This is a genomic window from Pseudomonas sp. 51_B, assembly GCF_017491595.1.
Taxonomy (GTDB): Bacteria; Pseudomonadota; Gammaproteobacteria; order Pseudomonadales; family Pseudomonadaceae; genus Aquipseudomonas; species Aquipseudomonas promysalinigenes.
Genome location: NZ_JAFGYW010000016.1, coordinates 69,427 through 81,272, shown reverse-complemented (window position 1 = coordinate 81,272; position 11,846 = coordinate 69,427). Strand labels below are relative to the sequence as shown.

Sequence of the window (11,846 nt, the reverse complement as noted above, 5' to 3'; positions counted from 1 at the left end):
GCGGCTCGCTGCACCGTTTGGCCCTTCAGGGCCCGGCAGTGTGGCGGTTCATGGTTGTAACAAGGAAATCGTGATGTTAGGACGCTTTGGCAAGGATGCCAGTTCACTGCTGGGGGTGGAAATCACCTCGGATTCACTGCGGGTTGCCCAACTGCGGCGCCACAGGGGGCGTTATGAGCCGCTTGTCTGGGCGGTGCATGAGTTCGAGCCGCTCGCGCCTGGCAACCGATCGCAGGGGCCAGAGCGCTTGATAGCTACTTTGCGCAACGCGTGTCAGCAATCGGGCAGGCGCCTACGTAGAGCCGCAGTGGCACTGCCCGCCTCGCAGGTCATCTGCAAGCTGTGCCGCTTGCCTGAGGGTCAGGCCCCCAGCCAGCTGGAGGCGCAACTGCTGGGTGATGCGGAGCAGCTCTTCCCTTTCCCACTCGAAGATCTGGCATTGGACTTTCAGGTACTGGGGGACTCCCTGCTGCAACCGGGATGTCAGGATGTATTGGTTGCGGCCAGCCGGCAAAGCTCGCTGCAGCCTTTGGTCGCTGCCTTCGAAGCCGCGGATCTGGAACTCGAGGTGGTGGAAGTTGACACAATTGCCCTGCGTCGCCTGCTGCCGGGTCAAGGCCACAGTGGCGCAGCGCTGCTGCGCATCGAGCCGGGAAGCGCAACGTTGCATGGCTGGCTTGGCGATACCCTGCCTGTCCGGCTTGAGTGGCCGCTGGAGACGGGGGCAGGCCTGGAGCTGCTCGATGAACTGGCAGATGGCCAGATGCCGACTGAACTGCTTGTGGCCGGTGCGTCGGCAATCGGTCAAGACGCGCTGCTTCGCCTGAGTGAGCGCTTTGGCTTGCCGTGCCACCCGTTGCCGCCTGTGGCAGGTGTGCACTGCCAGGACGGCTGCATGGCGTTGGCCTTTGCCTTGGCGCTTGGGAGCCTACATTGATGTTGCGCCTCAATTTGATGCCCTGGCGAGAGCGGCAGCGCCAAGCGGCGATCCAGCGTTTACGCCTGATGTTGGTAGGGGCTGCAGTGTTGGCGCTGTGCGCCGTCCTGTTGATGGACCAATTGGCTCGTCAGCGCGTTCGCCAGCATGCCACGGCCAGCCACGCCCAGCAGGTCGCAATACAGGCACTCCAGGCGCAGCTCTCTGAACACGAACGCATCACCCAGGCTTACGCCGACGTGCGCAATCAGGTTGCGGCCTTGGCAGGCTTGCGTACCCAGCAAGGGCTGCCAAGCGCAGTGTTTGCCGACCTCGAGCGGGCAATGCCGGAGGGCGTTCGTCTGCGCCACGTGGAGATGGACGGCTCGAAATTGCGCATGGCCGGGATAGCTGCCTCCAGCGCTGTAGTGGCGCAGCTGATGCGTGAACTTGAGCGCTCTGGCGTGCTACGCGACCTGGAGCTCAAACACATCAGGCAGCAGCCGGGCGGCGACGAGTTTCTGCTGCTGGCGCGCGTATCGGCAGTCTGGTCATGAACCTGTTGCGCGGTGGAGAGTTGCTGGCATTGATAGAGCGCTTGCCACTGGCTCGCAGTGCGCTACCGGGCATTTTGTGCATTGTTGTGTTCGGTTTTGGGTGCTTGCTTCTTCTACCTCAATGGCTACAGCGTGAGGAGGTGGCACGTGCTCGGTATGTGGGGCTGCTGGAAGACCAACAAGCTGCAATTGGCGAGGTGAAGGCGCTCGGGCAACTTCGTGAAAACTACGAGGCTGAGCTGATGCAGTTGCAGGATGCTCGCTGGCGCCTGGCTGCCGGCGCAGGCATGAGCGATTTGCTGGATCAGTTGGCCGCTTCAGGGCATGCCCATGGCCTGCACTTCGAGCAACTGGATGTGGGCGAGGAGGTCAAGCGACCTGGCTACTGGCAGACGCCTGTGGATATACGCGTAGTTGGGGGGTATGCAGGGCTTCGGGTGTGGCTGGACGACTGGCTTGGCCAGGTTCGCCTGCTGCGTGCCGAGACGATGCGGCTGGAGCCAACGGAGGATCGGCCAGGGCTGTTGAGCCTTGGTATGAGAGTGTATGTCTATCAAGCCGACGGCTCCGTACCACAGCCGCCATCACTGGCCGATGTGCCTGCTCGCGGTCAGATGCAACCTGTGAGCCTGGATCCGTTTTCTTCCTCGCCGGCTCGTGTAGTGCGCACAGGGCTTGCCAGTGTTGCGCTGGCACAGCTGCAGATGGTCGGAAGCCTGCAGCGCGGTGAGCAGAGCGAAGCGCTTGTGTTGTCGGCTGGGCGTGTGTACCGCGTTCGCCCAGGGGACCGGCTGGGGCGCGAGGGAGGGGTAGTGGTGCAGGTTGGCGAACGGCAATTCGAGGTCCGCGAGCGTCTGTTCGTAGGAGGCGTGTGGCGAGAGCGCACGGTAACGCTGAAGCTCAGGAAGAGCATGAAAACTGAGGCCACGGAGGGCGACGATGAGGCTGTCGAAATGGCTAGTGGTGGGCTTGATGGCCAGTCAGGCGTGTCTGGCAGCGCCCTTTCGGGGTGAGGCCATAACCCTGAACTTCCAGGATGTGGAGGTGCGCTCAGTGCTTCAGGTGCTGGCTGACTATGCCGGGATCAACTTGGTGGCCAGTGACACTGTGCAAGGCAATATCACCTTGCGGCTACATGATGTGCCCTGGGATCAAGCGCTGGATTTGGTGTTGCACAGCAAGGGGCTGGCGCGACGTGAGCAGGGCAATGTGTTGTTGGTCGCGCCCGCCGCAGAGTTGGCCGAGCAGTCTCGCGGTGCCCGTATCAAACAGGAGCTCGACGCACAACTGGAGCCTTTGCGGCGTGAGCTGCTACCGATTCATCACGCCAAGGCCTCGGACCTTGCCGAGTTGCTGCTGGCGACGCTCGCCGATGACGGTATTTTGACCGGCCGTGGCAGCCTGAGTGTCGATACGCGCACCAACACCCTGGTCGCGCACCAGCCGGCTGAGCGCCTGGCCGAGTTGCGCCAGTTGGTCGCACAGCTTGATGTACCGGTCCAGCAGGTGGAAATCGAGGCGCGTATCGTGGAGGCCAATGTCGATTACGAAAAAGGCCTGGGGGTGCGCTGGGGGCGGCAGTTGTACGGGGATGCACCACTGTTGGGCAAGGACCTATTCGTCGACCTGGGCATGGACCGGGCCGCAGCTGGCATTGGCGTAGGGTTGTTGCGCGGCGGTGTGCTGCTGGACCTGGAGCTCAGCGCGATGGAGAAAAGCGGCAACGGCGAAATCATTTCCCAGCCCAAGGTGGTTACGGCTGACAAGGAAACCGCCAGGATTCTCAAAGGCACCGAAGTGCCGTACCAGGAAACCAGCAAAAGCGGGGCGACCTCGGTAGCCTTTCGCGAAGCCTCGCTGTCACTGGAAGTTACTCCACAGATCACGCCGGACGGCAATGTCATCATGACGGTCAAAGTGACCAAGGATGAGCCCGATTTCGTCAATGCCCTCAACGACGTACCACCGATTCGCAAGAACGAAGTCAATGCCAAGGTTCGGGTAGCGAATGGGGAGACCATCGTCATCGGTGGCGTTTACTCGACCGCGCAAAACAATGTGGTCGACAAGGTGCCATTTTTCGGCGATCTGCCGTATGTTGGGCGGCTATTTCGACGCGATGCATTACAAGAGAAAAAATCCGAGCTGCTGGTCTTCCTGACTCCGCGTATCATGAGTGACCAGGCGATTGCTGTGAGTCGTTGATTCTGTGCGAAATTTGATACTTGTAGGGCCCATGGGTGCTGGTAAAAGCACCATCGGGCGCCTGTTGGCCAAAGAGCTGCGCCTGCTGTTCAAGGATTCCGACAAGGAAATCGAACTGCGAACCGGCGCCAACATCCCGTGGATCTTCGACAAAGAAGGCGAGCCGGGCTTTCGTGACCGTGAGCAGGCGATGATCGCCGAATTGTGCGCGCTCGATGGCGTCGTCGTGGCCACCGGCGGCGGCGCGGTCATGCGCGCGGAAAACCGTCAAGCACTGCACGCGGGCGGGCGAGTCATCTACCTGCATGCTTCGGTGGAGCAGCAGGTGGGGCGTACCGCACGCGATCGCAATCGCCCACTGCTGCGCACAGCGAACCCGGAGGCCACCTTGCGCGGCTTGCTCGAGGCTCGCGACCCGCTCTATCGCGAAATTGCCGATCTGGTGGTGGAAACCGACGAACGGCCGCCACGCATGGTAGTGCTCGATATCCTCGAGCGCCTGCAGCAGTTGCCGCCCCGTTAAGCCGGGACTATTCTCGGCCAGCGCCGAGGCGACGTTCAACGTTCCTGCGCGGCGCGCACAGCCGGCGCCGCGCCCAAGTACATTGTGGGGATACATGCAGACACTTAAGGTCGATCTCGGTGAGCGTAGCTACCCGATCTACATTGGCGAAGGCCTGTTGGACCAGGCCGAACTGCTGGCGCCGCATATCCGCGGGCGCCAGGTCGCCATCGTTTCAAATGAAACCGTCGCGCCTCTGTATCTCGATCGCCTGAGCAAAACCCTTGGCGCCTATTCGGTAGTGTCAGTGATCCTGCCGGACGGCGAAGCACACAAGAATTGGCAAACCCTGCAACTGATCTTCGATGGCCTGCTGACTGCGCGGCATGACCGCCGTACTACCGTGGTGGCGCTCGGCGGCGGCGTGATCGGCGACATGGCCGGCTTCGCAGCGGCCTGCTATCAGCGGGGGGTCGACTTCATCCAGGTGCCGACCACTCTGCTGTCACAGGTCGACTCTTCGGTCGGCGGCAAGACCGGTATAAACCACCCCCTGGGCAAGAACATGGTCGGGGCTTTCTATCAGCCTAATGCCGTGCTGATCGATACCACCAGCCTCAAGACCTTGCCTGGGCGCGAGCTTTCGGCAGGCCTGGCTGAAGTCATCAAGTACGGGCTGATCTGCGACAAGCCCTTTTTGGCCTGGCTCGAAGACAATATGCCGGCACTGCGTGCCCTCGAGCCCGCAGCTCTGACCGAGGCGATCCGCCGCTCGTGCGCGGCCAAGGCCGCAGTGGTCGGTGCCGACGAGCGTGAGTCCGGTGTGCGTGCCACGCTCAATCTCGGGCACACCTTCGGCCACGCCATCGAAACCCACATGGGTTACGGAGTGTGGCTGCATGGTGAGGCCGTAGCCGCAGGCACGGTCATGGCCCTGGAGATGTCCATGCGCCTGGGTTGGATCGACCAGGCCGAACGTGATCGCGCAATACGCCTGTTGCAGGATGCAGGTTTGCCGGTGGTGCCACCAGAGGAAATGACCCCGGCGCATTTCATGGAGCATATGGCGGTCGACAAGAAGGTGCTTGATGGTCGCTTGCGGCTGGTGCTGCTGCGCCAGCTGGGGGAGGCCGTGATCACCGACGACTATCCGAAAGAGATTCTTCAGGCCACGCTGTCGGCGGATTACCGCGCGATCGTGGCCCAGCTTTGAGGTTGTGACAGCGTAATGACCAGTTTGCATGCCGATGAGGCGTTCCTCGAACATTACCAGTTGAGCCACGATCCGTTCGCGCCGCGTGTGCCCGGCTTCAAGTTTTTCCCCGCCCAGCGCAAGCCGGTGTTGGGCCAGTTGCATCACCTGGCCCGCTACAGCCAGTTGATGCTGGTGGTCACAGGCCCCGTGGGCAGCGGTAAGACCCTGCTGCGCCAAGCCCTGGTGGCCAGTACCAACAAGCAGTCGGTACAGAGCGTGGTGGTATCGGCCCGCGGCGCCAGCGACGCTGCCAGCGTGCTGGGGCAGGTGGCGCAGACGCTGGAAGTGCCGCAGCCTGAAATGCAGGCGATCTTGAACAAGGTCGTGCAACTGGCGCTAACCGGGCAGGAAGTCTATCTGCTGGTGGACGATGCGGAACAACTCGACGAGTCGGCACTCCAAGCGTTGCTGGAACTGGCGGCAGGGCTCCCGGAAGGGCGCCCGCACGTGTTCCTGTTCGGCGAGCCCTCGCTGATTGCCGGGTTGGATGAGATCCAGATCGAGGAAGAGCGCTTCCACGTCATCGAGCTTGCCCCCTACAGCGAGGAAGAAACCCGCGAGTACCTTGAACAACGCCTGGAAGGTGCTGGCCGGGGTATCGAGGTGTTCACCCGTGAACAGCTTGTCGATATTCATGAAAACTCCGACGGGTGGCCTGGCAACATCAATCAGGTCGCCCGCGATACTCTGATCGAAGCCATGATCGCCAGCCGTACCACGGTCAAGCGACCAGCCATGGGGTTCAAAATGCCTAAGAAACACGTACTTGCGCTTTCCGCAGTAGTCGTGGTCGCCGTAGGCGCTGCGGTGCTGATGCCCAAAAAGAGCGACAAGGCCCCTGCCGAGGCGCCTGTGGCCCAGGCCCAGCTGCCATTGGGCGAGGGCAAGCAAGGCGCTGAGCAAGCCAACAATGGCAGCCCGGCCATCGAATTTTCCGGCCAGTCGCAGCCGATGCCGCTGCCACTGGTCGGCCAGTCCCAGCCGGTCATGCGCGAACCGCTGGCCGAGGCTGCGGGTATGGGTGATGGGGACGAAGGCGGCCCTGCCGGCAATACCGCTTTGCAGCCTGGCAATCCGCCTACAGTAACCACTATCGCGCCTCCTCAAGGTGTACCTGCCGGTCCCGCACCGAGCATGGCCCAGGCCACTGCTCCCACGCAGCCTGCTGCGCCTGCGTCCAAGCCAGCGGCGTCTCAGCCGGTCAAGCCGGTTGCGCCAACCAAGCCAGCGCCTACTCAAGTCGCCACCGCCAAGCCAGCCGCCAAGGCCGCGGAAAAGCCTGCCGCTGGCGGTACTGGGAACAGTGGTTGGTATTCGGGTCAGAAACCAGGCAACTATGTGGTGCAGATCCTAGGTACCAGCTCTGAGGCTTCGGCCCAGGCCTTCGTAAAAGCGCAGGGTGGCGACTATCGCTACTTCAAGAAAACCCTGCAGGGCAAACCGCTTTACGTGGTCACCTACGGCAACTTTGCCAATCGCGACGCTGCGGTCGCGGCAATCAAGAACTTGCCAGCGAAGGTCCAGGCTGGTAAACCTTGGCCACGAACCGTCGCCAGCGTCCAACAAGAGCTGGCCTCGGCCCGCTGATCCTGCCGGGCGGCATCACCCCCGCCGCCCAGTTGCTGAGCGATTAAAGACATCCGAATAGCCTGCTGCGCCCGAGCGCGGCAGGCTTTTCTGTCCCGGACTGCTGGCCACAAGCCTCCCTAGCAGTCATGGCAAAGCGCTTCAGATACAACCCAGCCGTTATCACGGCTCTCGGCGCAAAAACATTCAAAAATGCGACATAAATTTTCAATGGTGAGACATGAAAATTTGTGGGTATGACTGTCGCTGTGCAACAATGGTTTTCCATGGCCACCGCAAAAAAGCTGGCGTTTGATCGGCGTGGATGGTAAGTGGTTGTACATAAAAGAGATTTGCCTCCGGTTGAGAGGTGAACCTGGTGAGAAAGTGTCTATGAAAACAGGTCTGTACCATCCCGAAGAATTCAAGGACAACTGTGGTTTTGGCCTGATTGCCCATATGACGGGCGAACCGAGCCACCACCTTCTGCAAACGGCTATGCAGGCACTGACCTGCATGACCCACCGCGGCGGCATCAACGCTGACGGCAAGACCGGTGACGGTTGTGGTCTGCTCATGCAGAAGCCTGATCAATTCCTGCGTGCCGTGGCCCAGGAGCACTTCAGCGCCGAGCTGCCCAGGCAGTATGCCGTCGGTATGGTGTTCTTCAACCAGGACCCGGTCAAAGCCGAAGCTGCCCGCGCCAACATGGACCGCGAAATCGTCGCTGCCGGCCTGAAGCTGGTCGGTTGGCGCAAGGTGCCGATCGACACCAGCGTGCTCGGCCGCCTCGCCTTGGAGCGCCTGCCGCAGATCGAGCAGGTGTTCATCGGCGGTGAAGGCCTGAGCGATCAGGAATTCGCCATCAAGCTGTTCAGTGCTCGTCGCCGCTCGTCCGTGGCCAACGCCCACGACGCCGACCACTACATTTGCAGCTTCTCGCACAAGACCATCATCTACAAAGGCCTGATGATGCCGCGCGATCTCGCGGCGTTTTACCCAGACCTGGGTGACGAGCGCCTGCAAACCGCGATCTGCGTGTTCCACCAGCGCTTCTCCACCAATACCCTGCCGAAATGGCCGCTGGCGCAGCCGTTCCGCTTCCTCGCCCATAACGGCGAAATCAACACCATCACCGGCAACCGCAACTGGGCCATGGCCCGTCGCACCAAGTTCGCCAACGACCTGATCCCCGATCTGGAAGAGTTGGGCCCGCTGGTCAACCGCGTCGGCTCCGACTCGTCGAGCATGGACAACATGCTCGAACTGATGGTCACAGGCGGCATCGATCTGTTCCGTGGCGTGCGCATGCTGGTACCGCCAGCTTGGCAGAACGTTGAGACCATGGACGCCGACCTGCGCGCCTTCTACGAGTACAACTCCATGCACATGGAGCCGTGGGATGGCCCGGCCGGTATCGTCATGACCGAAGGCCGCCATGCGGTGTGCCTGCTCGACCGCAACGGCTTGCGTCCTGCACGCTGGGTAACCACCAAGAATGGCTACATCACCCTGGCGTCGGAAATTGGCGTATGGGATTACAAGCCTGAAGACGTCATCGCCAAAGGCCGTGTCGGCCCGGGGCAGATCTTCGCTGTCGACACCGAAACTGGCCAGATTCTCGACACCGATGCCATCGACAACCGCTTGAAGTCGCGTCACCCCTACAAGCGTTGGCTACGCCAGCACGCCCTGCGCATTCAGGCCAGCTTGACCGACGACCAGGGCGTGGCCAGCTATGACGCTGACCAGCTCAAGCAGTACATGAAAATGTTCCAGGTCACCTTCGAAGAACGTGATCAAGTGCTGCGTCCGCTCGGTGAGCAGGGGCAGGAAGCGGTCGGTTCGATGGGTGACGATACGCCGATGGCGGTGCTGTCCCAGCGTGTGCGTTCGCCGTATGACTTCTTCCGTCAGCAGTTCGCCCAGGTGACCAACCCGCCGATCGACCCGCTGCGCGAAGCGATCGTCATGTCCCTGGAAATCTGCCTGGGCGCCGAGCGCAACATTTTCCAAGAGTCCCCGGAGCACGCATCTCGGGTGATCCTCAGCTCGCCAGTCATCTCGCCCGCCAAATGGCGTTCGCTGATGAACCTGGAGCGCGAAGGCTTCGACCGCCAACTGATCGACCTCAACTACGACGAGAGCGTCGGCCTGGAAGCGGCCATCCGCAACATTGCCGACCAAGCCGAAGAAGCCGTGCGTGGCGGCAAGACCCAGCTGGTGCTGAGCGACCGCTACATCGCACCTGGCAAGCTGCCGGTGCATGCATCGCTGGCCGTGGGCGCCGTGCACCACCGCCTGACCGAGCAGGGCCTGCGTTGCGACAGCAACATCCTGGTCGAAACCGCCACTGCCCGCGACCCGCATCACTTCGCCGTGCTGCTGGGCTTCGGCGCCTCGGCCGTGTACCCGTACCTGGCCTACGAAGTGCTGGCCGACCTGATCCGTACCGGTGAAGTGCTGGGTGACCTCGACGAAGTCTTCAAGTACTACCGCAAAGGCATCTCCAAAGGCCTGTTGAAGATCCTTTCGAAGATGGGGATCTCCACCATTGCCTCGTACCGTGGCGCCCAGTTGTTCGAAGCCGTTGGCTTGGCCGAGGAAGTGGTTGGCCTGAGCTTCAAGGGTGTCTCCAGCCGCATCAAGGGTGCGCGCTTCGTCGATCTGGAAAGCGACCAGAAGCTGCTGGCCGCCGAAGCCTGGAGTGCCCGTAAGCCAATCCAGCAAGGTGGCCTGCTGAAGTTCGTCCACGGTGGCGAATATCACGCCTACAACCCTGACGTGGTCAACACCCTGCAAGCTGCTGTGCAGCAGGGCGACTACGCCAAGTTCAAGGAATACACGACGCTGGTGGACCAGCGCCCGGTATCGATGATCCGCGACCTGTTGAAAGTGAAAGTGGCCGACCAGGCCCTGCCGCTGGATCAGATCGAGCCGTTGGAGGCCATCCTCAAGCGCTTCGACTCCGCCGGTATCTCGCTGGGTGCACTGTCGCCAGAGGCTCACGAGGCCCTGGCCGAGGCGATGAACCGCCTGGGCGCGCGCTCCAACTCTGGTGAGGGCGGCGAAGACCCGTCGCGCTATGGCACCATCAAGAGCTCGAAGATCAAGCAGGTCGCCACTGGCCGCTTTGGCGTGACCCCAGAGTATCTGGTCAATGCCGAGGTACTGCAGATCAAGGTCGCCCAGGGCGCCAAGCCCGGTGAGGGTGGCCAGCTGCCAGGCGGCAAGGTCAACGGCCTGATCGCCAAGCTGCGTTATGCCGTGCCGGGTGTGACCCTGATTTCGCCTCCGCCGCACCACGACATCTACTCCATCGAAGACTTGGCCCAGCTGATCTATGACCTCAAGCAGGTCAACCCGCAGGCCCTGGTTTCGGTGAAACTGGTGGCCGAAGCCGGTGTTGGCACGATCGCCGCGGGCGTGGCCAAGGCTTACGCCGACCTGATCACCATCTCTGGTTACGACGGTGGCACCGGCGCCTCGCCGCTGACCTCGATCAAGTACGCCGGCGCCCCGTGGGAACTGGGCCTGGCCGAAACCCACCAGACCCTGCGCGGCAACGACCTGCGCGGCAAGGTGCGGGTCCAGACCGACGGCGGCCTGAAGACCGGTCTGGACGTGATCAAAGCGGCCATCCTCGGCGCCGAAAGCTTCGGCTTTGGTACCGCACCGATGATCGCCCTGGGCTGCAAATATCTGCGCATCTGTCACCTGAACAACTGCGCCACTGGCGTAGCTACGCAAAATGAAAAGCTGCGCAAGGATCACTACATCGGCACCGTCGACATGGTGATCAACTTCTTCACCTTCGTTGCTGAAGAAACCCGTGAATGGCTGGCCAAATTGGGCGTTCGCAGCCTCGGCGAGCTGATTGGTCGCACCGACCTGCTCGAAGTGCTGCCAGGCGACACCGAGCGCCAGCAGTACCTGGACCTGACGCCCCTGCTGGGCAGCTCGCACATTCCGGCCGACAAGCCGCAGTTCTGCGAAGTCGACAAGAACCCGCCGTTCGACAAAGGCGAGCTGGCTGAAAAAATGGTCGAGATGGCCCTGCCGTCGATCCGCGACCAGGCCGGCGGCGAGTTCAGCCTCGATATCTGCAACTGCGACCGCTCCATCGGTGCGCGAGTTTCCGGTGAAATTGCCAAGCTGTACGGCAACCAGGGCATGGCCGACAAGCCGGTCACCTTCCGCTTCAAAGGTACTGCCGGTCAAAGCTTCGGCGTGTGGAACGCCGGCGGCCTGAACCTGCACCTGGAAGGCGACGCCAACGATTACGTCGGCAAAGGCATGACCGGGGGCAAGCTGACCATCGTGCCGCCAGCCGGCAGCCCATTCGCCACCCAGCATAGCGCCATCGTCGGTAACACCTGCCTGTACGGCGCAACCGGCGGTAAGCTGTTTGCCGCTGGCACTGCGGGCGAGCGCTTCGCTGTACGTAACTCCGGCGCCCACGCTGTTGTCGAGGGTACTGGCGATCACTGCTGTGAATACATGACCGGCGGCTTTGTCTGCGTTCTGGGCAAGACCGGTTACAACTTCGGTTCTGGCATGACTGGCGGCTTTGCCTACGTGCTCGACATGGACAACAGCTTCGTCGACAAGCTCAACCACGAGTTGGTGGAAATCCAGCGCATCAGTGGTGAGGCGATGGAAGCTTACCGCAGCCACTTGGCGCGGGTCCTGGGCGAGTACGTGGAAGAAACCGGCAGCGAGTGGGGGCGTGAGCTCTTCGAGAACCTGGACGACTACGTGCGGCGCTTCTGGCTGGTCAAGCCCAAGGCGGCCAACCTCAAGCAACTGCTGTCCAGCACCCGTGCCAACCCGCAGTAAGAACAG

At 61.9% G+C, this 11,846-nt stretch carries 8 protein-coding genes; all 8 read left to right on the top strand.

Features of this window, described 5'->3' with window-relative positions; translation table 11 throughout:
* Positions 1-73 precede the first annotated feature (73 nt).
* The 8 genes from pilM (at position 74) to gltB (ending at position 11,840) form a co-directional block, all read left to right on the top strand.
* Positions 74-937 (top strand): pilus assembly protein PilM, encoded by an 864-nt coding sequence (gene pilM / locus J5M56_RS17075; RefSeq protein WP_207937369.1) that lies wholly within the window; start codon positions 74-76, stop codon positions 935-937.
* On the top strand, positions 937-1,473 hold the full coding sequence (locus J5M56_RS17070; protein ID WP_207937368.1) for a PilN domain-containing protein: 537 nt from the start codon (positions 937-939) through the stop codon (positions 1,471-1,473). Before pilM ends, J5M56_RS17070 begins: the two co-directional genes overlap by 1 nt.
* Positions 1,470-2,486 (top strand): pilus assembly protein PilP, encoded by a 1,017-nt coding sequence (locus tag J5M56_RS17065; RefSeq protein WP_207937367.1) that lies wholly within the window; start codon positions 1,470-1,472, stop codon positions 2,484-2,486. The genes J5M56_RS17070 and J5M56_RS17065 overlap by 4 nt, the downstream gene beginning before the upstream one ends.
* Entirely contained in the window at positions 2,413-3,678 is a 1,266-nt protein-coding gene (locus J5M56_RS17060; protein WP_207937366.1) for a type IV pilus secretin PilQ family protein, read from the top strand. The genes J5M56_RS17065 and J5M56_RS17060 overlap by 74 nt, the downstream gene beginning before the upstream one ends.
* 4 nt (positions 3,679-3,682) lie before the next feature.
* Complete coding sequence (gene aroK, locus J5M56_RS17055) at positions 3,683-4,201, top strand: shikimate kinase AroK (RefSeq protein ID WP_060479889.1); 519 nt, start codon at positions 3,683-3,685, stop codon at positions 4,199-4,201.
* Between the two features lie 94 nt (positions 4,202-4,295).
* The gene (gene aroB / locus J5M56_RS17050) at positions 4,296-5,393 is read left to right on the top strand and encodes a 3-dehydroquinate synthase (protein WP_207937365.1); all 1,098 of its coding nucleotides are present in this window, start codon (positions 4,296-4,298) and stop codon (positions 5,391-5,393) included.
* A gap of 15 nt (positions 5,394-5,408) precedes the next feature.
* On the top strand, positions 5,409-7,022 hold the full coding sequence (locus J5M56_RS17045) for an AAA family ATPase (protein WP_186476271.1): 1,614 nt from the start codon (positions 5,409-5,411) through the stop codon (positions 7,020-7,022).
* A 372-nt stretch (positions 7,023-7,394) separates the two neighbouring features.
* Complete coding sequence (gene gltB / locus J5M56_RS17040) at positions 7,395-11,840, top strand: glutamate synthase large subunit (protein WP_207937364.1); 4,446 nt, start codon at positions 7,395-7,397, stop codon at positions 11,838-11,840.
* Positions 11,841-11,846 lie beyond the last annotated feature (6 nt).

Excerpts from the sequence above, each read along its gene's own strand:
- pilM (WP_207937369.1), top strand. The coding sequence starts at position 74 with ATGTTAGGACGCTTTGGCAAGGATGCCAGTTCACTGCTGGGGGTGGAA.
- J5M56_RS17070 (WP_207937368.1), top strand. The coding sequence starts at position 937 with ATGTTGCGCCTCAATTTGATGCCCTGGCGAGAGCGGCAGCGCCAAGCG.
- J5M56_RS17065 (WP_207937367.1), top strand. The coding sequence starts at position 1,470 with ATGAACCTGTTGCGCGGTGGAGAGTTGCTGGCATTGATAGAGCGCTTG.
- J5M56_RS17060 (WP_207937366.1), top strand. The coding sequence starts at position 2,413 with ATGAGGCTGTCGAAATGGCTAGTGGTGGGCTTGATGGCCAGTCAGGCG.
- aroB (WP_207937365.1), top strand. The coding sequence starts at position 4,296 with ATGCAGACACTTAAGGTCGATCTCGGTGAGCGTAGCTACCCGATCTAC.
- J5M56_RS17045 (WP_186476271.1), top strand. The coding sequence starts at position 5,409 with ATGACCAGTTTGCATGCCGATGAGGCGTTCCTCGAACATTACCAGTTG.
- gltB (WP_207937364.1), top strand. The coding sequence starts at position 7,395 with ATGAAAACAGGTCTGTACCATCCCGAAGAATTCAAGGACAACTGTGGT.